At 69.2% G+C, this 22199-nt stretch carries 24 protein-coding genes and 1 pseudogene; 6 read left to right on the top strand and 19 right to left on the bottom strand.

The genetic code is table 11. The features are described from left to right. Positions 1-47: 47 nt before the first annotated feature. Positions 48-3947, top strand: a complete 3900-nt coding sequence (locus IG08_RS0146500; RefSeq protein ID WP_030618604.1) for a DNA-directed RNA polymerase subunit beta' — start codon at positions 48-50, stop codon at positions 3945-3947. Between the two features lie 67 nt (positions 3948-4014). Here IG08_RS0146500 and IG08_RS0146495 read toward each other — a convergent pair whose 3' ends face one another. The 13 genes from IG08_RS0146495 to IG08_RS0146435 form a co-directional block, all read right to left on the bottom strand. Next, positions 4015-4275: a hypothetical protein gene (locus IG08_RS0146495; RefSeq protein WP_030618601.1), complete on the bottom strand. Its 261-nt coding sequence runs from the start codon at positions 4273-4275 to the stop codon at positions 4015-4017. Continuing rightward, a complete protein-coding gene (locus tag IG08_RS0146490; protein WP_030618598.1) occupies positions 4272-4496 on the bottom strand; it encodes a hypothetical protein in 225 nt (74 codons plus the stop codon). The genes IG08_RS0146495 and IG08_RS0146490 overlap by 4 nt, the downstream gene beginning before the upstream one ends. Before the next feature lie 14 nt (positions 4497-4510). After that, on the bottom strand, positions 4511-5380 hold the full coding sequence (locus tag IG08_RS0146485; protein WP_030618595.1) for a peptidoglycan-binding protein: 870 nt from the start codon (positions 5378-5380) through the stop codon (positions 4511-4513). A 103-nt stretch (positions 5381-5483) separates the two neighbouring features. Beyond that, positions 5484-5984 (bottom strand): carbonic anhydrase family protein, encoded by a 501-nt coding sequence (locus IG08_RS0146480; RefSeq protein WP_063757842.1) that lies wholly within the window; start codon positions 5982-5984, stop codon positions 5484-5486. A gap of 40 nt (positions 5985-6024) precedes the next feature. After that, positions 6025-6714, bottom strand: coding sequence for a hypothetical protein (locus tag IG08_RS0146475; protein WP_030618590.1), 690 nt, complete (start codon positions 6712-6714; stop codon positions 6025-6027). Then, positions 6714-7865, bottom strand: a complete 1152-nt coding sequence (locus IG08_RS0146470) for a hypothetical protein (RefSeq protein WP_030618588.1) — start codon at positions 7863-7865, stop codon at positions 6714-6716. The genes IG08_RS0146475 and IG08_RS0146470 overlap by 1 nt, the downstream gene beginning before the upstream one ends. Continuing rightward, positions 7862-8965 (bottom strand): hypothetical protein, encoded by a 1104-nt coding sequence (locus IG08_RS0146465; protein ID WP_052425192.1) that lies wholly within the window; start codon positions 8963-8965, stop codon positions 7862-7864. The genes IG08_RS0146470 and IG08_RS0146465 overlap by 4 nt, the downstream gene beginning before the upstream one ends. 37 nt (positions 8966-9002) lie before the next feature. Beyond that, positions 9003-10199: a hypothetical protein gene (locus tag IG08_RS0146460; protein WP_030618580.1), complete on the bottom strand. Its 1197-nt coding sequence runs from the start codon at positions 10197-10199 to the stop codon at positions 9003-9005. A 16-nt stretch (positions 10200-10215) separates the two neighbouring features. Next, entirely contained in the window at positions 10216-11439 is a 1224-nt protein-coding gene (locus IG08_RS0146455; protein WP_030618578.1) for a hypothetical protein, read from the bottom strand. A gap of 315 nt (positions 11440-11754) precedes the next feature. Further along, entirely contained in the window at positions 11755-12675 is a 921-nt protein-coding gene (locus IG08_RS0146450) for a phage distal tail protein (RefSeq protein WP_030618575.1), read from the bottom strand. Between the two features lie 19 nt (positions 12676-12694). Continuing rightward, positions 12695-13984 carry a phage tail family protein gene (locus IG08_RS0146445; RefSeq protein WP_030618572.1) on the bottom strand — a complete coding sequence of 430 codons (1290 nt, stop codon included), beginning with the start codon at positions 13982-13984 and terminating at the stop codon, positions 12695-12697. Then, positions 13981-15177, bottom strand: a complete 1197-nt coding sequence (locus tag IG08_RS0146440; protein ID WP_030618569.1) for a phage tail protein — start codon at positions 15175-15177, stop codon at positions 13981-13983. The genes IG08_RS0146445 and IG08_RS0146440 overlap by 4 nt, the downstream gene beginning before the upstream one ends. 30 nt (positions 15178-15207) lie before the next feature. Further along, the gene (locus IG08_RS0146435; RefSeq protein ID WP_030618566.1) at positions 15208-16074 is read right to left on the bottom strand and encodes a hypothetical protein; all 867 of its coding nucleotides are present in this window, start codon (positions 16072-16074) and stop codon (positions 15208-15210) included. Positions 16075-16192: 118 nt separating this feature from the next. Between IG08_RS0146435 and IG08_RS0146430 the strand changes: the two genes are divergently transcribed. Together IG08_RS0146430 and IG08_RS0146425 are read left to right on the top strand one after the other, a co-directional pair. After that, on the top strand, positions 16193-16588 hold the full coding sequence (locus IG08_RS0146430) for a DUF3592 domain-containing protein (RefSeq protein WP_158812371.1): 396 nt from the start codon (positions 16193-16195) through the stop codon (positions 16586-16588). A gap of 166 nt (positions 16589-16754) precedes the next feature. Continuing rightward, the gene (locus IG08_RS0146425; RefSeq protein WP_030618559.1) at positions 16755-17048 is read left to right on the top strand and encodes a hypothetical protein; all 294 of its coding nucleotides are present in this window, start codon (positions 16755-16757) and stop codon (positions 17046-17048) included. 75 nt (positions 17049-17123) lie between these two features. Here IG08_RS0146425 and IG08_RS0146420 read toward each other — a convergent pair whose 3' ends face one another. Beyond that, positions 17124-17330 carry a hypothetical protein gene (locus IG08_RS0146420; RefSeq protein ID WP_030618556.1) on the bottom strand — a complete coding sequence of 69 codons (207 nt, stop codon included), beginning with the start codon at positions 17328-17330 and terminating at the stop codon, positions 17124-17126. A 362-nt stretch (positions 17331-17692) separates the two neighbouring features. Between IG08_RS0146420 and IG08_RS0146415 the strand changes: the two genes are divergently transcribed. Beyond that, positions 17693-18496 carry a hypothetical protein gene (locus IG08_RS0146415; RefSeq protein WP_030618554.1) on the top strand — a complete coding sequence of 268 codons (804 nt, stop codon included), beginning with the start codon at positions 17693-17695 and terminating at the stop codon, positions 18494-18496. A 62-nt stretch (positions 18497-18558) separates the two neighbouring features. Here IG08_RS0146415 and IG08_RS0146410 read toward each other — a convergent pair whose 3' ends face one another. From IG08_RS0146410 to IG08_RS0146390, 5 genes are all read right to left on the bottom strand, one after another. After that, positions 18559-18927: a hypothetical protein gene (locus IG08_RS0146410; RefSeq protein WP_030618551.1), complete on the bottom strand. Its 369-nt coding sequence runs from the start codon at positions 18925-18927 to the stop codon at positions 18559-18561. Between the two features lie 65 nt (positions 18928-18992). Continuing rightward, entirely contained in the window at positions 18993-19283 is a 291-nt protein-coding gene (locus tag IG08_RS0146405) for a hypothetical protein (RefSeq protein WP_030618547.1), read from the bottom strand. A 91-nt stretch (positions 19284-19374) separates the two neighbouring features. Then, positions 19375-19974, bottom strand: coding sequence for a phage tail tube protein (locus tag IG08_RS0146400; RefSeq protein ID WP_030618544.1), 600 nt, complete (start codon positions 19972-19974; stop codon positions 19375-19377). A gap of 132 nt (positions 19975-20106) precedes the next feature. Continuing rightward, the gene (locus IG08_RS0146395) at positions 20107-20520 is read right to left on the bottom strand and encodes a hypothetical protein (protein WP_030618541.1); all 414 of its coding nucleotides are present in this window, start codon (positions 20518-20520) and stop codon (positions 20107-20109) included. Positions 20521-20795: 275 nt separating this feature from the next. After that, positions 20796-21275, bottom strand: coding sequence for a helix-turn-helix domain-containing protein (locus IG08_RS0146390; protein ID WP_030618538.1), 480 nt, complete (start codon positions 21273-21275; stop codon positions 20796-20798). Between the two features lie 234 nt (positions 21276-21509). On the opposite strand from IG08_RS0146390, the gene IG08_RS0146385 reads away from it, so the two are divergent. Together IG08_RS0146385 and IG08_RS0146380 are read left to right on the top strand one after the other, a co-directional pair. Next, positions 21510-21854 (top strand): WhiB family transcriptional regulator, encoded by a 345-nt coding sequence (locus IG08_RS0146385; protein WP_078656018.1) that lies wholly within the window; start codon positions 21510-21512, stop codon positions 21852-21854. Positions 21855-21918: 64 nt separating this feature from the next. Further along, a pseudogene (locus tag IG08_RS0146380) lies at positions 21919-22199 on the top strand (hypothetical protein); the annotation flags it as partial.

Here is a 22199-nt window from a genome sequence, read left to right as displayed (position 1 = left end):
CGTATCAGACCCCTAAGACTTACAACCCTGAGAGGGATTGACGCATAGTGCTCGACGTCAACTTCTTCGATGAGCTCCGGATCGGTCTGGCCACCGCTGACGACATCCGTCAGTGGAGCCACGGCGAGGTCAAGAAGCCCGAGACCATCAACTACCGCACCCTCAAGCCCGAGAAGGACGGACTCTTCTGCGAGAAGATCTTCGGTCCGACCCGGGACTGGGAGTGCTACTGCGGCAAGTACAAGCGTGTCCGGTTCAAGGGCATCATCTGTGAGCGCTGCGGCGTCGAGGTCACTCGCGCCAAGGTGCGTCGTGAGCGGATGGGCCACATCGAACTGGCCGCCCCCGTCACGCACATCTGGTACTTCAAGGGCGTCCCGTCGCGGCTGGGCTACCTGCTCGACCTGGCTCCCAAGGACCTCGAGAAGGTCATCTACTTCGCGGCGTACATGATCACGTTCGTCGACGAGGAGCGCCGTACCCGCGACCTGCCCTCGCTGGAGGCGCACGTCTCCGTCGAGCGTCAGCAGGTCGAGAACCGTCGCGACTCCGACCTGGAGGCCCGCGCCAAGAAGCTCGAGACCGACCTGGCCGAGCTCGAGGCCGAGGGCGCCAAGGCCGACGTACGCCGCAAGGTGCGCGAGGGTGCCGAGCGTGAGATGAAGCAGCTGCGTGACCGTGCGCAGCGCGAGATCGACCGTCTCGACGAGGTGTGGACCCGGTTCAAGAACCTCAAGGTCCAGGACCTCGAGGGCGACGAGCTCCTCTACCGCGAGCTGCGGGACCGCTTCGGCACGTACTTCGACGGTTCGATGGGTGCCGCGGCGCTGCAGAAGCGCCTGGAGTCCTTCGACCTCGACGAAGAGGCCGAGCGGCTTCGCGAGATCATCCGTACCGGCAAGGGCCAGAAGAAGACCCGTGCGCTGAAGCGGCTGAAGGTCGTGTCTGCGTTCCTGCAGACCTCCAACAGCCCCAAGGGCATGGTCCTCGACTGCGTCCCGGTCATCCCGCCGGACCTTCGCCCGATGGTGCAGCTGGACGGTGGCCGCTTCGCGACCTCCGACCTGAACGACCTGTACCGCCGTGTGATCAACCGCAACAACCGTCTGAAGCGACTCCTTGACCTCGGTGCGCCCGAGATCATCGTGAACAACGAGAAGCGCATGCTTCAGGAGGCCGTCGACGCGCTGTTCGACAACGGCCGTCGTGGCCGTCCGGTCACCGGTCCGGGTAACCGCCCGCTGAAGTCCCTCAGCGACATGCTGAAGGGCAAGCAGGGTCGTTTCCGTCAGAACCTGCTCGGCAAGCGTGTGGACTACTCCGCGCGTTCCGTGATCGTCGTCGGTCCGCAGCTGAAGCTGCACCAGTGCGGTCTGCCGAAGGCCATGGCGCTGGAGCTCTTCAAGCCGTTCGTGATGAAGCGCCTGGTGGACCTCAACCACGCGCAGAACATCAAGAGCGCCAAGCGCATGGTGGAGCGCGGCCGCACGGTCGTGTACGACGTCCTCGAAGAGGTCATCGCCGAGCACCCGGTGCTGCTGAACCGTGCGCCCACCCTGCACCGCCTCGGCATCCAGGCCTTCGAGCCGCAGCTGGTCGAGGGCAAGGCCATCCAGATCCACCCGCTCGTCTGCACCGCGTTCAACGCGGACTTCGACGGTGACCAGATGGCCGTGCACCTTCCGCTCTCCGCGGAGGCGCAGGCCGAGGCCCGCATCCTGATGCTGTCCTCGAACAACATCCTCAAGCCCGCCGACGGTCGTCCGGTGACGATGCCGACCCAGGACATGGTCCTCGGTCTGTTCTTCCTGACCACCGACGGCGAGCTGCGCGACGTCAAGGGCGAGGGCCGTGCCTTCGGCTCCACGGCCGAGGCGACCATGGCGTTCGACGCCGGCGAGCTCGCGCTGCAGTCCGCGGTCGACATCCGCTTCCCGGTGGGCACCATCCCGCCGCGCGGCTGGACCCCGCCGGCGCAGGAGGAGGGCGACCCGGAGTGGCAGCAGGGTGACACCTTCCGCCTGCGGACGACCCTGGGCCGTGCGCTCTTCAACGAGCTGCTGCCCGAGGACTACCCGTTCGTCGACTACTCGGTGGGCAAGAAGCAGCTCGGCGAGATCGTCAACGACCTGGCCGAGCGCTACCCCAAGGTCATCGTGGCGGCGACGCTCGACAACCTGAAGGCGGCGGGCTTCTACTGGGGCACCCGTTCCGGTGTCACCGTGGCCATCTCCGACGTCGTCGTTCCCGAGGCCAAGAAGGCCATCGTCGCGGGCTACGAGGCGCAGGACGAGAAGGTCCAGAAGCAGTACGAGCGCGGTCTGATCACCAAGGAAGAGCGCACTCAGGAGCTCATCGCGATCTGGACCAAGGCGACCAACGAGGTCGCCGAGGCGATGAACGAGAACTTCCCCAAGACGAACCCCATCTTCATGATGGTTGACTCGGGTGCCCGAGGAAACATGATGCAGATGCGGCAGATCGCCGGTATGCGTGGTCTGGTGTCGAACGCCAAGAACGAGACGATTCCGCGTCCGATCAAGGCGTCCTTCCGTGAGGGCCTGTCCGTGCTGGAGTACTTCATCTCCACGCACGGTGCCCGTAAGGGTCTGGCGGACACCGCCCTGCGTACCGCCGACTCGGGTTACCTGACCCGTCGTCTGGTGGACGTCTCGCAGGACGTCATCATCCGCGAGGAGGACTGCGGCACCGAGCGCGGTCTGAAGCTGCGGATCGCCTCGAAGAACGCCGCAGGCGTGCTGGTCAAGGCGGAGGACGTCGAGACCAGCGTCTACGCCCGCATGCTCGCCGAGGACGTCGTCATCGACGGCAAGGTGATCGCGCCGGCCAACGTGGACCTGGGCGACGTGCTCATCGACCAGCTCGTGCACCACGGTGTCGAGGAGGTCAAGACCCGTTCGATCCTGACCTGCGAGTCCCACGTCGGCACCTGCGCCATGTGCTACGGCCGCTCGCTGGCCACCGGCAAGCTGGTCGACATCGGTGAGGCGGTCGGCATCATCGCCGCCCAGTCCATCGGTGAGCCCGGTACCCAGCTGACGATGCGTACCTTCCACACCGGTGGTGTGGCCGGTGACGACATCACCCAGGGTCTGCCCCGTGTCGTCGAGCTCTTCGAGGCTCGTACGCCGAAGGGTGTCGCCCCGATCTCCGAGGCCCACGGCCGCGTGCGGATCGAGGAGACCGAGAAGACCAAGAAGATCGTCGTCACCCCGGACGACGGCAGCGACGAGACGGCGTTCCCGATCTCGAAGCGTGCCCGACTCCTGGTCAGCGAGGGCGAGCACGTCGAGGTGGGCCAGAAGCTCACCGTGGGTGCCACCAACCCGCACGACGTGCTGCGCATTCTGGGTCAGCGTGCCGTCCAGGTCCACCTGGTCGGCGAGGTCCAGAAGGTCTACAACTCGCAGGGTGTGTCGATCCACGACAAGCACATCGAGATCATCATCCGGCAGATGCTCCGCCGCGTGACGATCATCGAGTCCGGCGACGCCGAGCTGCTGCCCGGCGAGCTGGTCGAGCGGTCGAAGTTCGAGACCGAGAACCGTCGTGTGGTGCAGGAGGGCGGTCACCCGGCCTCCGGTCGTCCGCAGCTCATGGGTATCACCAAGGCCTCGCTGGCCACGGAGTCCTGGCTGTCGGCGGCGTCCTTCCAGGAGACGACCAGGGTTCTGACGGACGCGGCGATCAACGCCAAGTCCGACTCCCTGATCGGCCTCAAGGAGAACGTCATCATCGGTAAGCTCATCCCGGCCGGTACGGGCCTGTCCCGCTACCGCAACATCCGGGTCGAGCCGACCGAGGAAGCCAAGGCCGCGATGTACTCGGCCGTCGGCTACGACGACATCGACTACTCGCCGTTCGGCACGGGCTCCGGCCAGGCCGTTCCGCTGGAGGACTACGACTACGGTCCGTACAACCAGTAGTAGTTGGTTCTGAGGTTCTGAAGGGCGGTCATCCCGTTTCGTACGGGGTGGCCGCCCTTCGGCGTGTTCAGCGCGGCGTCAGTTCCCAGGCCGTGACGACCACAGTGGCTACGGCGGCCACCGCGCCGATGCTGGCCAGCGGCCAGCGGGAGCGCTCCAGGGCGTCCAGGCGCTGCTCATGGTCGGCGAGCTGCTTGTCGGTCTGGTCGCTGCGCTGGACGAGGAGAGCGAGGGAGCCGTCGACGCGGGCGAACCCGGCCTCGACGGTTCCGCGCAGGCGTTCCAGCTCGAGCGCGACGTCGTGCTGTTGCTGTTCAGGGGGCGTCATCCGTCACCCCCGGTCTCCGTGCGCAGCCACGCGGGCAGCAGCGCCTGGACGCCGGGCACGGCCATGACCCGGGTCACGCCCGCGGCGACGGCGAGGGCGCCGGCCACCCAGGGGAGCGTCCTGGAGATGCCGGCGGCGTCGACGACCGTCGGCAGCAGGACGCACAGGCCGGCAGCGGTCTGGACTACGGTGCGGAGAGTCCGCTTGGCGGCCTCTGACATGGGAGCCTCCTCTCTCAGGAGCTGTACGGGACCTTCAGCGCCGCCCAGGACGTGGCGCCGGGCCAGCCGTCGGCGGCCGAGCCGGTGTAGCCGCGCCTGCGCTGCCACTTGGCGTAGGACCTGCGGTCGGCCTCGGTCCACTGGGGGCCGGGGCCGTCGCTGTAGGCGGAGCAGCCGACGGCGACGAGCCGTCTGCCCATCGCGGTGACGACCGGTGACTTCGGGTTCTTCTTGAACCAGGCGGTGCCGGGGAAGGGCTGGTAGGCGGGCTTGGTGGCACTCGTCGGCTGCTTGCCGAGCAGAGTGGCGACCCTGGCCCGGAAGTCGGCCATCGTGAAACCGCGCGGGTCGATCTTCGCGCTGGTCCACTCCTTGTGCCCGATGACGGAGTTCGCGCTCCAGCCGTGCGCCCGGCACAGCGCGGCCGAGGCGCGGGCCATCGCGTCCAGCTGGGCCTCGGGCCAGGGATCCTTGCCGTCGCCGAGGTTGACGCACTCGAAGCCGTAGAAGTGGACGTTGCCGTCGGTGTCGTTCTCGTTGGGGGAGGGGAGTGTGGTGCGTTCGGCGACCACGGCGTTCAGTACGTCGCCGTCGCCGCTGCCGGCGTGGTTGGCGCGGCCGTTGCCCACGAGGTGGACGGTGCCGTCCTTGGCGATCACGCCGTGGCAGAGGGGGCCGGGCAGGTCGGAGCGGCCGTTGAAGCACAGGCTGACCGTGGCGGCGGTGCCCGAGGTGACGGTGTGGTGGATGACCACGCCGTTGACCGGGCCCCAACTGCCTTTGTGGTTGCGGTTGTTGGTGCGCCAGCCGGCGTGTTCGACGACGGTGACGCCTTCCTTGTGCAGGGCGGAGACGAGGGCGTCGGCGGAGAGGGGTGTGGCCATGGGCTGCCTTTCGGGGGAGACGCGGGCATGAGAAAACCCCGGCCGGAGCGGCTCGGGGCGTGGCGTGGCGTGGGGTGGGGTGGGGCGGGGCGGGGGGAAGGGGCTAGGAGTCGGTGGTCGTGGCCGTCGTGTCCGAGTCGGTCGTGGCCGCCGTATCCGAGCCGCTGTCGCTCGATGTGTCCCCGGACCCGTCGCCCGAGTCGTCGCCCGACCCGTCGTCCGATCCCCCGTCCGAGTCGCCCCCGCCGCTCGGCCACTGCGCGCACAGGGCCCGGTAAGCCGCCGTGTTCTCCTCGAAGTTGACGAGTGCGGCGGCCACCGCCCGCTGGATCGCGGTCTGGTCGGGGACCACCGGATCCGTGCCGGCCGGCATGACGGTGACCCGGCCGGAGCCGCGCAGGACGGAGCCGTGGGTGCCGGACTCGGTGAACTGGGCGGTGATGTTGACCGGTGAGTAGGTGCCGGTGATCGAGTCGGGCGCGATGATGCTGCTCAGGCTGGTGTCGGAGACGTTGACGTAGACGGTGTGGCCGGCCTCGGTGATGGTGGCGCGGCCGGCGAAGTCGATGGCGAGGCCCCAGGGCTGGGTGGTGTCGATGTCCATGGCGGTGTGTCCTTTCCCGGAGTTTCCGGAGTTCCCGGAGTCAGGTCTGGCGGCCGTGCATCAGCACGGGGTTGACGTAGACGGTGCCTCCGCTCGCGGCCTGGGCCTGGATCTCGACCTTGAGCAGGGTGCCGAAGAGCGAGGCGAAGTCGGAGCCGATCAGGCCCTCGTAGTTGAAGTCCGAGCCGGCGGCGACGGTGCTGCCCCACTGGGCGCCGTTGACGAGCACCTGGACGGTGCCGGTGTAGCCGGAGGTGACGCGGGTGTTCATCAGGAGCCGCATCTTCGGCTGCCAGGCCACGTTGTAGGACATCGCGACCGTCGTCATGGTGGTCGCCGTGGTCTGCGGCCAGCGGGTGTACGTCGAGTCCTGCGGCGGCAGCATGGTCAGCCAGGGCCGGGCCAGGCCGCCGTTGCCGATGTCGTCCGAGATGATCTCGCGCTCGTCGGCGTCGTAGATGCGCAGCGGTTGCTGCGAGGTGGCGGTGCCGTCGCCGTTGTACATGCTCAGGGCCCGGTTGCCGCTCTGGCGCCGGAGCTCCATCTGGTACTCGCTGCCGTTCCAGTTGCCGACCCGGAAGATGACCGGCCCGCCGGACGGACCGACCGACAGGGCGCCGCCCGAGACCGTGTTGAGGGCGGGCCGGGTGTTGACGGCGGTGGAGAGCTGCTGGATCCGGCGTTCCATCTGGGTCAGCCGGTCGATGATGTCTTCGGGCAACTGGGGCATCAGTCGGCCTCCTCCAGGTAGAGCTCGGCGGTGTCGGGGCGGCCGCGCTGGGCCGGGCTGACCTTGACGCCGATGATCCGGTAGCGGGCGTCGAGGCCCTCGGTGAACCACTCGTCGGCGATCCGGATGCGCGCGGTCCGGCCGAGCAGCGCGGTCGGCACCAGATCGTCGAGCCGGACGCTGATCTCGGGGATCACCACCGCGCCGGTGGCCGCGGCCAGTTCGGTACGGGCGGTGGCGTCCAGGGTGTTCTGGGCGGTGATCTCGTTGTGGTCCGAGGACAGGTCGATGCGCGGGAATCCGGCGTGTCCCTCCCCGGTCCCGATCAGCTGGTCGGCGACCGCGACCGTGGAGGCCAGCGGCCGGGACTCGCTGGCCTGGTCGGCGTTGGTGGAGGCGCCCCGGGCCCGGGCGGTGGTGCCGCCGCGGGTGGCGTCGCGCGGGAAGGAGTACGACAGGATCGTGCCCGGCCGGTCCAGCACCAGGTCGGTGCTGCCGGTCTCGATCTTCCGGTGGCCCAGCACCAGCCGGCGCACCCGGGCCCCCGAGACCGGGTCGGTGTAGACGGTGACGTGGTACTCGAAGCCGTCCTCCAGCGCGGCCAGCGCGTCCAGGGCCTCCAGGTAGGAGGTCTCGTCGCCGTCCCGGTAGCTGACCGTGCGGGTCACGCCGGAGGTCTCGGTCCCGTAGGTGACGAGGATGTTCCCGCCGTCCAGCGAGGTCTGCAGGTCGTGCCACAGGCCCCGGGCGATGACGAGCTGGTCGACGCCGGCGAAGGCCAGCTGGTAGTCCGCGTCGTACGCGGCGGTCGTCGCCCGGATCAGCCGCCGTCCCGCGTACGACTCGAAGGTCGCCGCCTGGATGCCGAGCGTGAGGACGCCCTGGTCGTCGCTCTGCAGGGTGCTGGTCCAGATGATGCCGCCCCACCACAGGTCGTTGCCGCGCTGGAGGTAGACCGAGGTGCGGCCCTCCTCGATACGGCGGACCCGGGCGGCCATCTCCGCGTTCGGGACGGGGATGGTGCCGGAGAGCGAGCCGGCCTTGCCGATGTAGTCGTCGACGGTGACGTCGCGCAGCGGCAGGATGTCGATGGTGTTGTCGGTGAGCAGGTCGCAGAAGATCGCCCGGTAGGGCGTGTTGATCGTGCTCATGAGGCGGCCTCGTAGGTGGCGGTGCCGCGGACGGCGTACGGGGCGACCCAGGTCCAGGGCGACAGGGAGTCCACGGTGCCCTGGTTGGCGGCGGCGATCGTGGCGGCGTCGACCCGGCCCGTGCCGATGTTCAGTTCGAAGGTGCTGGTGTTGGCGAGGTAGATCCGGCCCATGAGGCGGGCGGCGTTGGTGGCGGACAGCTCGGCGAACCCGATGACGGGCTGGGCGGTGGCCGCGGTCACCGGCAGCGAGAAGCGCCAGTTGTCCGCGGTGCTGGGGCTGGTGCCGAAGTCGGTGGTGGTGCCGAACTGGATCACGAAGTTGAGGTGCACGGTCGTACCGGACTTGAGGTACCGGCAGTTGACGGTGGCGTTGCCGAACGACGGTGTGGCGCTTCCGGTGCCGGTCGTCCAGGCCGGTGTCCAGCTCTGCCAGGTCGGCAGCACCGGGTAGTCGGCCCAGGCGCTGCCGGTCCAGCGCTGCAACTGGCCGTTCAGGTCGCGGTACTGGCCGGGGTAGGAGCCGATGGTGGTGTCGGACGTGACCGGCAGGATGCCGCCGACGGCGACCGTCGCGGTCCGGCGGTCGGCGAGGACGGAGGACCAGGCGAGACCGCCGCCGCCCGCGCTCGTGCCCTTCGCCACGGTGACCTGGTACAGCGGGATCGCGAGGGCGGGTACGGGCTTGACGACCGGGGTGGCGGCCGGGGTGCCCGGGATGATCTCGACGACGGCCTCGGTACGGTCCAGGCCGTCGTACGCGTCGTCGTACACCCGCAGCACGACCAGGTCGATCCGGTCGTACAAGGCATCGCCGTCGGCGAAGGTCAGGGGCAGGTACTGGGTCAGGGCGACCGGGTAGGCGCCCTGACTGTCGGTGCCCTGGAGGACCGCGCGGCCGGGGCTGACGCTCGCGGTCATGGTGTTCGCCGTACCGGTCAGGGTGAAGCCGGAGATCCGCCACTGGCCGTCGGGGGAGCCCGGCAGGATCCCGGAGCGGGTGGCGACGGCCGAGGTCGGGGTGAGGGCGCCGAGCGAGACGAGCCGGGTGTCCTCACGGGACTGGCCGTCGGGGGACAGCCAGCCGGAGCGTACGGGCATGGTGAACTCCCTATCTGGAGCGGGGTAGTTGGCTGGGTCAGTTGGCCGGATCGGCGCGCAGGAAGACGTTGTCGAACCAGCAGGTCACCGCGGCGTCGTTGGAGCGGTGCATGGCGGTCGCCGTGTAGCTCGCGCCGGGGGTGAGCCCGCCCAGCCGCCACACCGTCGAGACCGACGAGTAGACGGTGCCGCCGTGGGAGACGGAGGCCTCGTCGTTCGCGGTCCACACGACGGTGGTGCCCTGGGTGACCTGCGGGGCCATGTACGCGGTGGCGGTGGTGCTGCTCTGGGTCAGCGCGCGGGTGCCGAAGTGGAGGAGCACGGCGCCGGTGGTGGGGGCGGTGAAGGCGAGGGTGAGGGCGGTGACGGCGGAGTCCGTGAGGGCGGCCGTGTAGGTGGTCGAGGTGGTGTAGCCGGCGTCGAGGGACGAGGCGAACGGCGCCGGCGTGATCGCCGACTGCCATGCCGAGCCGTTCCAGCGCTGCAGGACGCCGAGGGAGGAGTCGCGGTACTGGCCGGTGTAACTTCCGGTGCTGACCACGCCGGCCGGGGCGATGCCGCCGAGTGCCTTGGGGTACGCGACCCACGCGGTTCCGTTCCAGCGCTGGAGGTGGCCCAGGTTGTCGTTGTCCTGGTACTGGCCGGGATAACTTCCGGCCACCGCCCCGTTGTTGTAGACCGGGAGGATGCCGCCGACCGAGACCAGTGTGGTGCGCACGTCGGTCTTGTCACCGGCCCAGTCGATGCCGCCGCTCCCCGCGCTGATTCCGGCCCGGACGGTGACCTGGGCCAACGCCAGTGCCAGGTCCGGGAGTTCGGGGGCGTCCGGGGTGGCGGCCGGGGTGCCCCGCAGGATCTCGACGGCGGCCTCGCTGCGGCCGGAGCCGTCGTAGGTGTCGTCGTGGACGCGCAGGACGACGAGGTCGATGCGGTTGTACTGGGCGTCGCCGTCGGCGAACGTGACCGTGATGTCCTCGTCCAGGGCGACCGGATAGGCGCCCTGGGTGACCGTGCCCTGGATCACGGCCCGGCCGGGGGTGACGATCACGGACATCCCGCCCGTGATGCCGGTCACCCAGAAGCCGCCCACCCGGTACCGGGGGTCGTCGTTGCCCGGCAGGATGCCGGAGCGGGACCGGAGCGGGCCGGTCGGGGTGGTGGCGCCGAGGGCGGTGAGGCGGGTGGCCTGTCGGGTCTGGCCGCTGGGGGGCAGCCAGGCGCTGTGTACGGTCATGAAGAACCCTCCGGCGTCAGGACGCGGACTCGTAGGTGCCGTGGATGGACAGGACGTCGCCGGAGCCCCAGGTGAACGGCAGGGACTTGTCCCAGATGCCGGTGCTGGTCGCGAGGGTGTCGCGCAGCGAGCGGACGACGCCGCCGTTGTTCGTCGACAGCAGGCCGGCGCCCTGGTGGAACAGCGACTCCGAGGAGTCGAACGCCTCCGCGTTCAGCACCCGCCCGTCCAGCTTCCAGGCGGGGGTGGAGACCGGGGCGGCCGGCAGCGAGAACGTCCAGTTGGCGTTGGCGTCCTGGGCGGAGAGATTGGTCGTCGAGCCGATCTTCAGATAGATCCGGACGTGCACGACCGTGCCGATCTTCACGTACGACCCGGCGAGCGTCCCGTCGCCGATCGCGGGCGCGATGGTGCCGTTCTCGGCGCCCCAGACCGGCGTGTAGTCGGTCCAGGTCGGCACCGGCTGGTACGACACCCAGGTCGTGCCGTTCCAGCGCTGCAGCACCCCGGCGGAGGAGTCCCGGTACTGCCCGGTGTAGGTCGCCGTGGTGACCGCACCTGCCGGGGCGATCCCGCCCAGCGCGCTCGGGTACGACACCCATGCCGAGCCGTCCCAGCGCTGCAGCGTGCTGCCCGAGTCGCGGTACTGGCCCGGGTAGGCGCCGTTGCCCGTCTCGCCGTACACCGGCAGGATGCCGCCGATCGCGACCGTGGGCGTCCGCAGGTCGGTGACGTCGGTGCTCCAGTTGATGCCACCCTTGCCGGCGCTGATCCCGGCGCCGACCCTGACCTGGTAGATCGGCAGACCGATGGCCGGGGCGGCGGGCACGGCCGGGGCGGCGGCCGGGGTGCCCTGGACGATCTCCAGGACGGCCTCGGTCCGGCCGGAGTTGTCGTAGAGCGAGTCGTAGATCTTCAGTACGACGAGGTCGATACGGGGGTTGGTCGCGTCGCCGTCGGCGAAGGTGAGGGCGGCCGGCTCGTCCAGGGTGACCGGATAGGCGCCCTGGCCGGCGGCGGCCGCGACGACGGCCCGGCCCTCGTGGACGCTGGCCTTCATGGTCCCCGAGGTGCCCTCCATCCAGAAGCCGGACATCCGGTAGAGGCCGCCGTAGGAGCCGGGCAGGATGCCGGAGCGGACTTCGAGGGGATTGGTCGGGGTGGTCGCGCCGATCTGGGTCAGCCGGGTGTCCTCGCGGGTCTGGCCGGTCTCGGCCACCCATGAGCTGCGCAGGTTCATCTGCTGGTCTCCTGTGGTGTCGTGCGGATCAGGAAGGGAGCCGTTCGGCGGTGAGGGCGGTGGCGTAGCCGGAGCCGCCGAGGGTGGTGATCGTGGAGCCCGAGTTCTGGAACCCGTGGAGCGCGAGCTTGTCGCCGGCCGCGCCCTTGAACAGCGCGCCGCCGCCGACGGTGGTCGCGCCCGGGCCGGTGCCGACCAGCCAGGTGGCGCGCGGGACACCGGAGCCGTTCCGGTGGATCCGCGCGCCGCGTGAGCCGGTGTCCTGTCGGGTCCGGCCGGTGGGGGGAGAGCCAGGCCGCTGTCACGGTCATGCGGTCACCACTCCGCCGAGCGCCACCGGACCGCGAGCTGCGCGCCGGTGTCGTAGGTGTCGGGACGGAACGCCAGTTCGGCACGGCCCGGTTCGAAGGCGAAGAGTTCCTCGGGGCTGCTGTCGGCGGCCGCGGTGTGGCGGCGGGAGGCGGTGCCGTTGAGGGTGACGGTTCCGGCCGCGGTGTCCACGACCAGCTCGTCGCCCGCCGCGAGCCCGATCTCGTAGCGCAGTCGGCGGCCCGAAGTCCGGTCCGTGACCGTGGGGTTGGTGCAGGGGCCGGTGAAGGTGAGCACCGGGTGGGTCGGCGCCGAGCCGTTGTTGTCGGCGCCGACGTCACCGGTGGAGGCCGTCTGGCCCCAGTACAGCGGCCAGGTCAGCGGCCAGGTGAGGCCGCTCTCCGGCTGCGGGGCGCCGGTGACGGCGGCCTGCTCGTCGACGGCGTAGCGGCGCGGATCGGTGGCGTACCACTGCACGGATGCCTTGGAGACGCCCTGGGTGGTGTACGTCCGGTCGGCCGCCAGCACGCGCTGGCCGACCCTGGCCCGGACGGCCAGCGTCTCGCCGTGCAGCCGTACGGCGAGCCAGCGCTCCGCGTCGCCGAGCAGCAGGCCCTGGCGCAGGGCGCGTATCGCGGCGAGGGAGGAGGCGGTGTCGTCGGCCGCCGGTACGGTCCACACCGTGCCGCCGATCTTGCGGGGCTTGGCGTAGCGGGCGCCCGGCCAGGCGCCGTGCGCGGTGGGGTGGTCGGCGTCCGTGCTGTCGTACTCCGGCAGGTCCTCCCAGCCGCTGAGCCCGTCCCTCCCGATCTCGTACGGCGTGCCGGGGCCGAGCAGCAGTCCGGCCCACTGCATCTGCCCGTCGCGGGTGATGAGTGAGCCGGGGGGAACGTCTTCGGTGTATGCGGTTGTCGTGATCTCGGCCATCTGGGCCGTCACCTCACTCTCATGTGCGTGCGTGGGCCGCGGCCAGGAAGAGCAGGTCCTCCGCGGTGCCGTGGGCGCCGGCGCGCGCGTTCTCGTGGAACTCCCTGACGCGGTGGCGGTGTTGGGCCTTTGCCGCGGTCCGGTTCCGGACGGCCGGGGCTCGCCGGCGCTCCAGGTCGGCGAGGGGCAGCACCTTGCCGGACCGGGCGGTGGCGCCGGGGACGGCGACGCCGCCTTCGGCAAGCATCGGGATCTTGTCCAGGTCGACGCCGAACTTCTTGCCGAGGATGTTGACGCTGAGGCTGTTGAGTCCGTCGATGACCCAGTTGGCGAAGGCGATCAGGCCGGTGATGGGACCTTTGACGACGCCCGCGACGGTCTGGGCGCCGGTGGTGACGAACTTCCCTATCGCGCCGAGGGTGTTGGAGGTCGCCTCCTTGATCCGGGTGAACATCCTGGGGATGTCCTTGGTGATCCACTCCAGGGCCGGCTTGACCGCGTCCTTGAACCCCCGCCAGACCGAGGACACCTTGCCGCTGAGCGCCCGGGTGTCTCCGGTGGTCAGCGCCTTCAGGACGGCGAAGCCGGTGCCGATGACCGCGCCGATCGCGGTGAGGGCGGTGGTGAAGAGGCCGAGGTAGCCGGTGACATAGGTGTTCACCGCGCTCGCGACGGCCTTGAGCAGCGGGGTCATGACGGTCAGATAGCCCTCGACGTACTTCAGTACGAGGGTGGCGAGCTGCTCCATCAGCCGCTGACCGGTCTCGGAGTTCATCGCGAGATCGAGCAGCCAGCCGGCGACCGGGAGCAGGAGGCCGGTGACGAAGCCGATGGGGTTGGCGCGGGTCAGGGCGTTGATGACCAGCATCACGCCTGAGCCGATGGTCATGGCGAGGCCGAAGGCGCCCATCAGGTCGCCGACGATGCCGGCGATGTCGATGAACCCGGCGACGAGGGCGAACACACCGCCGAGGGCGGACGTGAGCTTGCCCAGGGTTCTCGTGGAGCCCTTGCCGCCGGCTGCTTTGATCCCGGACGCGGCGGTGGTGGCCGTCTGGCCGGTCCTGGTGACGGAACGGGCGGCCGTGTCGGCGTTCGCCTTGACCTGGCGCAGGGCGGTGGCGGCGGGGTCGGTGGCGGGGTGGATGCGGTCGACGGCGGAGGCGGCGCCCTTGATCCGGCCGGTGAGGGAACGCACGGCGGAGTGGGTCTGCTCCACCTTGCCCTGGAGGGAACGCAGGACGGGGGCGGTCCCCTTGAACGGATTACGGAACGTGCCGCCACCGCCTACGGCGACGGCGCCACTCATCCGCGCGCCTTCGCCAGGAACATCAGGGCGTCGGCGGTCCGCTGCGGGCTGCCGGTCTCGGCCGCGTAGTAGTGCTCGATGTGCAGCGCGCCGCTGCCCGCCCCGGAGGCGCCGGCGTACGCCGAACCCTGCGCGGCGGCCCGCCTCAGCAACCGGTCCAGCTTGCTCAGCGGCAGCACGGCCTCCGCCTCACCGGCTTCGGCGAGGATCGCCGGGACACCGCCCGAGCGGGGCATGACCACACCGCCGGTCGCCAGCATGGGGATCTTCGGCAGGCTGACGCCGAAGGTCTTGCCGCCGACGCCGGGGACCCAGCCCGGGATGGACACCTTGATGCCGTTGAGGGCGCCGATCGCGCGGTTGATGATGCCGATGACCGCGTTGATCGGGCCCTTGACCGCGCTCTTGATGCCGTCGAAGGCGCGGCTCGCGATGCCCTTCAGACCGCCCCAGATACTGGACAGCTTGTCCTTGACGGCCCGGAAGGCGTTCGGGATCGCGGACTTGACCCAGTTGACGACCGGCGAGATGACGGCCTTGATGCCCTTCCAGACACCGGAGACGACCGTCTTGATGGCCTTCAGCGCGGTGCTGATGACCTTCTTCCAGATGTTGACGTAGGTCTTGATGACGGTGGCGACGGCCTTGACGACCTTCGAGATCGCCGTCTTGATGCCGTTCCAGACCGACTTGATGAGCTTGCCGGCGTTCTTCATGATCGGCCCGATGGCCTTCATGACGCTGCTGATCACGGACTTGATGGCGCCGAAGGCCGTCTTGAGGACCTTCTGCATGGTCTTCGACCTGGTCGCCATCTCGACGACCTTCTCGATGAGCGGCATGAGCAGGTCCATCAGCATGCCGAAGAAGTTGCCCTTCATCGACTTGTTCATCTTGTCCTGGCCCTTGGCCGCCTTGCTCGCCCCGGACTCGTACTTGCCGAGGTTCTTGCCGGCGGTGGAACCGGTCTTGCCGGCCTTGCTGATGGACTTCTCGGCCTGGTCGGACGCGGACTTGAGGTCTTTGAGCTCCTTACCGGAACCGTCGGCGGCCGTCTTGAGGGCCTTCAGCTGACCGGCGCTCTTCTGACCGGCGCCGCCTATCCCCTTGGCCGCGGTCGCGGCACCGGACGCCTTGGACTTGAAGTCCTGCAGGGAACCGGATGCCTTTTTCAGGGAACTGACGAGACTCATTGCACACCTCCTTCGGAGAGAGCGGGATCACTAACCGGTGATGGAGTTGGCGGTCGCGGTGGACGCGGCGGCCAGTTCCTCGAACAGCTTCTTGAGGCCTGAGGCGTTCCGCTGGACATTCTCGGCGGCTTTGGCGATGTCCTTCAGCGTCTGGGCCTTGGGGAGCTTGTCGTTGCTGAAGGAGCCGAGCGTTGTGTCGAGATTCCCGATGGCTGTGCTGACTCCGCTGATGGTTTCCGTGGGGTTCGGGGTCAGCTTGTTCTTCAGAGCCCCGATAGCCTTGGCGATCTTGTTGATCGTGCTGGCGGACTTCATGTCCGCGGTCGCTGAATTGAACTCACGGATTTTCGGGGTGAGTCCGTCGAGTGCGGTCTTGAGGTCGTTGAGCAGTTCTGTGGTGAGGCCGCGCGGATTGATGGAGACGGAGTTGAGGCCGTCCATGTCGGCGCGGGTCATGTGCTGCGGAAGGCCGGATTCGCCGACGGCGAGGACCCGCCCCGTTCTCTGTGCTTGGTCGGCAGGTATGTTCCGGTTCAGGAAAGCCCGTGTGGCCTTTTCGAGCCCCGCGTTGAAAATCTTTCCGAAGTCGAGCAGTTTCCCGAGCACCAAGGCAGCAAGGGCGCCGAAGGCAAGCATCAGCTTACTGCTCCAGTTTTCGCCGTCCTTGATCGCGCTGAAGAGATCCTTCAGGCCGAGCGCTTCGAAGAGTGATTCGAAGAGGTTCTTGTTGGTTTCCGGACCCTTCTTGATTTCGTCCAGGATTTTCGTCGTCTTGTCATCAAGTTGCTTTTTGGTGGCGGGTTCGTTCGGTGATGAAATGAGGTTTTTCACGGTCGTGACGTCCTTCTGGACTTCCCCGACCTGTTTCAGGATTTCATCTTCCTTGGCCTCGGACATTGTTTCTCCAGAGTGGAAGTGAGGGTTGACTGTGGGTGGTGCTGCTGATAATCTGCGCGCGCATTTTCCATGCGGAGGGGCGGGAATGAGTAATACTGCGGGTGTGGGATTTGTCCTGATGGGCCTGGGCGCCCTGATCTGCTTCCTTGACCTCACAGGGCTTCTCAAGTTCCTGAAGCGGCGGAATCTGCAACGCCACGGCGTCGAAGGGGAAGCGTTCTCCGAGCGTCAGGAATGGATCCGCGAGGGACACCGCGTCTACTACCAGATCCGGCTCCCCGAGGACCCGAGCAGGCGTCGAGTGCCTCGGTTCATCGAGGTGGGGGTGGAGCCGCGGGGGCCGGTGGGTAGCGTCGTGCCGGTGGTGTATGACCCGAGGAAGCCGAGCCGCGCCAAGACCGGAACGCTGGCGGACATCGATCTGTCCGAAGAGCGGTCCCTGGTGATGTTCTTCTGGGTTCCTGGACTGACGTGTATTGCCGCGGGCGCAGTACTCGCGCTCGTCTTCTGGTGAATCAGCCGGCTGAGCGCGGCGGTTTGATCGACGTTCTAGGATTCCTTTTTACATTCCTGGGACTATGCGGTCTGATCCTTCAGCTCAGGATGGCCTGGTGCCGACGGGGGCTCCCGGTTGTCACCGGCTGTTAAGATCCGCCGACTTCAAAATGGGAGTGGGAGGGGTGGGCGGACATGAATACGCGAACCCGCGATCGCAACGGGTCTATTTCGACGTCTGCCTGCCGGAGGGCGAGCCGCGCGCCCAATTCCACGAGTACATGCAGGGGCTGCCCGGCCCCGAGGGCACGGTCGTGCCGGTCGTTTACGACAGGAGGAAGCCGCAGCGAGCGAAGACGGGGACTCGCGAGGAGCTCGACTTCGACAAGGAGCGGCCTGTCGTACTCCTCCTTGGGGGCGCCGGCCTCGCGCTGGTCGGCGTCGGGGCGCTGCTCTGTCTCGTCGGTGCCGTGATGTGACGCATCGGCCGCGGGGTCGACCGGCTGGGATGCCGTGACCTCGCGGCGCGAGAGGTGGCGGGGGCGGTTCGGCGGCTACGGCCGGCTGCCCCTGCGGGCCCGCCGAGTCTCCGACAGCGCGTCCGTCCACCCCGCCGCGTAGGCGCGGGACTCGCGAGCGAGCAGCTCTTCGTACACCTGGTCGAGCAGGGCCTCGCGATTGGGCGCGGGGGCGTGCAGGAGGTGGGCGAGGCGGGTGTAGGAGTCGATCGGCTGCTGCTGGTTGCTCGTGCCAGTCGCCATGTCGGCCTGCTTTCCGGTCTGTCCGCTGGGCTGGTGGTACAGGTGGCGCTCCCGAGGGCGTTCGAAGCGTCTGTTCGAACTAGTGTACGAGTAGCTCGGCGGTGTCGCTCCGTGTTTGCCGAAGACGCTGCGTGACGGTCCGTCTGATCAAGGTCCGGACCTGCGGAGATACCGGAGTGCGGTGGAAGTTGTGTCAGATTCGTGGAGTAGGATCCGGCCGTTCTCCCGTCGGTGAATCGAAAGTGAACGGTGAGGCCTGACAAGGCAGCTGAGGGCCTGTCATACGACGGTGGGCGGCGACCGACAGCCGTCCTCGCGCGGGGGGCGCGCGGTGGGGCAGGGACGAGAGCAAGGCCTACGGGGTGGACGGGGACGCGAGCAACGCGCGGCAAAGGCATGTGATCGACTGGCTCGAACAGGCCTCCGATCTGCCACATCTCATCGCCCGTCTCTCCGAGTTGGTCCTGCGCCTCGGTCACGAGCCTGAAGATCTGGTGATTCTCCCGCGCGCCGAGCTCGACCGGCGTGAGACCGCCGCCTACAGCGCCGGCTGGGCCGATGTGGTCGACGAGCAGCTCCCGGCCGTCCGGGAGGCGTACGAGCAGCGGATCACCGCTGCTTATCTGCAGGGGCAGGAGGATGCCCGTGCCGGGCGTCGGCCGCGCCGGGCCCGTCGGACCGAGGGGGAGCGGGAGCATGGTGGCGAGGTCATTCCGCTGCCTTATGTCCAACTCCTGCGTCCACCCTCCGAGTTGACGCGAGTAGAAGAGCGCGGGGAGCGGGAGCGGAGCGTGGCGGACGGCCGGGGCGAGGTGCCGGAGGGCGCGGAGGCCGGGCCTGGGGCCGAACCCCTGCTGTCCGCTCGCGAAGTGCGGGAGAAGCGTGCCGCGCCGCCCGAACGGCGTTCTGTCGTACGGCGCAACGGGCGCCCCAGCGTGCCTCCGCTGCGCCGACCGGGCGACGCGGGCGGTGGCCGGGACAAGGGGCGTAGGACGGACTCGGCGGACTGGTCGCCTCAGGAACAGACCGCCGATCCGCCCGGCGCCCAGGGAGGGGAGGAGCGGACCCGTCTCTCGGACCGGGCCCGGACCCTCGCGGACGAGCTGGAGGGCCGGGCCCCCGGCCGGCGCCGGGACGAGCAGGCCGAGCCGACGAGGCCGCACTGAGTCCGCCGTAACAAGCACGCTCAGCTCGACAGGGCCGAACCGACCCCGCTGTACAAGCACGCTCAGCCGAAGAACCGGGCCAGCTGTACGGCGGAGGGGGCCTCGTCATTTGGAGTCGAGCCCGGGTCCGGGCTCGGGCTCGGGCTCGGCTCGGTGGTCGGCGGTGCCTCGCCTTCGTCGTCGTACGACGGACGCGGCACCGGCGTCGGCGGCTCCGGCTGGTCGCCCTCCTCCGAGTTGACGCAGGCGAACATCCAGTTCGCGGCCGCCAGATGGTCCACGGCGGCGGCGAGGAGATGGTCGGACACCGACCACTCCGCGGCCTCGCCGTGCAGCTCCCGGTTCAGGGCGCTGTCGCGCGGCAGGTGCTTGACGAGCAACGCGAGCCGCCGTGCGGACAGCGTCTCGCGGTGCCAGTCGAGCAGATCGATGCCGTAATAGCGGAGCAGGTCAGCTTCGAGGGCCTCGGCGTGTTCGTCGACGAACCCGACGAGGCTCAGCCTTCCCCCAGGCCGAGCCCGGTCTCCTTGCCGTAGGCCTCCAGGATGGCGGCGATGTCCTGCATGGTGATCTCGTGCTGTTCGAAGCGGGCGAACTGCTTCTCGCCCAGGAGCAGTTGGAGCAGCCCGTCCACGTCGTTGTCGTCGAGCTTGCGCAGCGCCTTCGCGGTGGCGCGGGTCAGCTCCGTGGGCAGGGTGTAGCTCTCCTCGTCGAGCTCGAACGACCAGGTACGGCCGAGGGCTTCCAGGCGCTGGGCGCGGGCTGCGTTGACGTCGAAACGGGTCATGGTGATGGATGCTCCTTGGGGTTCTCTAAAGGGGCTGGGTGGTCGGGGCCCGGGGTGGGACAGACGGGGGCGCCTGTCCCACCCCGGTGGGTCAGGACGCGGCGTACGCGCTGTCCTTCATCACGAAGCTGGCCAGCGCCGAGCCGTCGGCGGCGGCCATCGCCGTGTAGGTGATGCCGAGCTGGGCCGCGGACTTGCGGGCCAGCTTGATGTCGTCCGCCGCCGTGACCTGGCCGCGCGGGATGCCGAAGCGGTAGGTGACGGCGGTGCCGTCGCTCGCCTTGACGTCCGTGAACTCCAGGCCGAGGGCGCGCACGTCGGCGAACGGCCGGTCGGCGATGTCGTACTTGTAGACGCCCGTCGAGCCGGTGACGGCCTCGACCGTGCCGCCGCCCATGAAGAACGGAAGCGTGTCCTCGTTGAACTGCATCAGCGAGAACTTCAGGGTCAGGTCGCGGTCCGAGTACACGAAGTGCACCGGGCTGACGGCCTGCCACACGTCGACCGGCTCCAGCTTGTCCTTCTTGCTGAAAGTGACGCCGTCACCCGAGGTGAAGCCGAGGTTCTTCCAGCTCGCCCAGTCGGTGGAGGTGTCGGAGGAGAAGGTCGTCGGTACGTCGGTGTCGGCGGTGGCGACGTAGAGGCGGCCTACGCCGGCGATGCGGATCTCGGAGGAGTTGGTTCCTGCCATGGTGGTGGTTCTCCTTGTTCATATGGGTGGGTTGTCGTGCCCGAGTGGTGGTCCGGGTACGACGAAGGCCCCGCCGGGGGTGGCGGGGCCTTCGGTCTGTGGGGCGCGGAGCGCCTGTCGGTGGAGCGTCCGTCAGTAGACGTCCACGTACACCTTCATCACGGCGACGTAGCGGTTGGCCGCCGAGTAGAGGTAGTCGGGCAGCCAGCGCGGGCCGTCCTGTTCCTCCACCTCCGTGACGAGGCTGGTGCCGTATCGGGTGTTGGCCATCGCCAGTACGGCCTGGCGGGCGTCGTTGGCCAGGACGTGCGCGGCCTGCTTGGTCGGGCCGTACACCTCCAGCTCGATCAGCGGCTGGTCGACGTGGAGTTCGCCGACCCAGGCGCCGCCGCGGCGGTTGACGAACACGGCGGCGGCGGTGCCGTCGAAGCCGGACGGTGCCTGTACGTCGACGATCGCGCCGGAGAGTCTTGAGTCGTCCCCCAGGATGTCGACGATCATGGCCTCGACGTCGGGGAAGGTGCTCGGGGGAGTGGGTGTGGTCATGCCGGGTCACCTCGGGGCAGCGTTGGGTGGGTTGCGGTGAGTGGGCGCAGCTCCGCCGCTGCAGCAACTGTGACATGCGAGCGTGCGCGCACGGGGGGAGGGGCTTGAGGTTGGGGGGTCGCTGCGGGTGCGTGGGGGCTGGTCGCGTAGTTCCCCGCGCCCCTGAAAACTGATGCACAGGGGCGTTCACAAGCGCCGGAGCTGCGCCGCCCCCGTGCGGGCCACCCGTCGGCCCACGGGTGTCCTCTATGGCGCGTCCGGCAGTCGAAGAGGGGTCAGTCGGCGGTCGTGGCCGCGTCCGCCAGCTGGCGGGGCTCCTCGTGGTCGTGCTCCAGGGTCGGTACGTCGTTCGGCAGGAACTGCTCCACCACGCGGACGAACATCTCCCGTCGGTCGGCCGGCACGCCGAGCAGGTCGGCGACCTCCTCCAGGGTGGGGCGACGGCCGAACTCCGCGCTGGGGGCGGGGGAGGCCAAGTGGTCGCGGGGATCGGTCAGTTCCTCGGCGGTCAGCCGGCCGGAGCGGATGAGCATTTCGCGGACCGGGACACCCAGCGCGCGGGCGAGTCTGCGCGTGGTCTCCAGGTCCGGCATGCTCTGGCGCTGCAGCAGGCGGGTGACGGCGGCGCGATGGACCCCCGCCTCGTCCGCGATGCGCGACTTGCCGCCGCCGCGTGGGCTGTCGATGTCGTAGCCGCGGTCGCGCATCAGGTCCTCGACCCAAGCGGCGAACGCGTCCAGATCCTGGCTGGTCATCTGAGGGCTCGCTTCCTATGGAGTGCGGCAAGTTTAGCTTGCTTGCGCGCGCGGAATTACGTGCTCTCGCGCAAGTAATGAGGAAAGTCTGTGAGAGGGGAGGGGATTCGGTGTGGGTGGCGTCCGAGTGGTCCGGATCTTCCGAAAGGGTCGTTGGCATATTTGTTGCGAGCGCGCGCGCAATCTGTAAGTCTGGGCGGCGCTCGCTTCACACCCGTCACTCTGGGAGGCCCCATGTCCGTCACCGGCTCGTGCCCACCGCCCCGACCGAGAGCGTCCGGGGCCGCCCGCCCCGACGAGGAGCCTGCGGACTCCGCCGCCTGGCAGACCGCGGCCGCCTGCGCCGGGCTCCCGCCCGGGGTCGTCTTCTCGAAGAAGGTCAAGGAGGCCGCCCCCGCGCTGCGGGCCTGCGCCGGCTGCCCGGTGCGGAGCAACTGCGAGGAGATCGTCGCCCCGGCCGACAACTGGTTCGACGGCGTCTGCGGTGGCCGCCTGTGGCGCCGCGGCCGCCCGGTGGAGCTTCCGGCGCACTTCCTGCCGGCCGTGCAGGGCGGGCTTCGCGGAGGCTCCGTTGCCTGATCAGTGCCCTATGCCTGACCGCCGACCGACGCCCGGCGGGAGACCGTCGCTTGGCCGGCGGCGGATGTCCGACGATCGCCAGGCTGCCGACGACCTGCCGGCCTCCGTCCAAAGCCCGACTCCCGACGGCCGTTCGGCTCGGGACGCCCGTTCGGCTCGGGACGCCCGTCCGGCTCGGGACGCCCGTCCGACGCGGGACGACCACCCGACCCCCACCCCCCGCAATCTCGCCACCTCGCCCCCGCCGTCACCCCCGTCCCCCACCACCCACCCCACCGACAACGCCGCCCTCTGGATCGGCATGCTCCTCCTGCAGTTCCCCGAGCTCTCCACCGAACTCGCCCC

The sequence above is a fragment of the Streptomyces fulvoviolaceus genome, from assembly GCF_000718165.1.
Classification (GTDB): Bacteria; Actinomycetota; Actinomycetes; order Streptomycetales; family Streptomycetaceae; genus Streptomyces; species Streptomyces fulvoviolaceus.
This window is presented reverse-complemented; position numbering and strand designations above follow the sequence as displayed.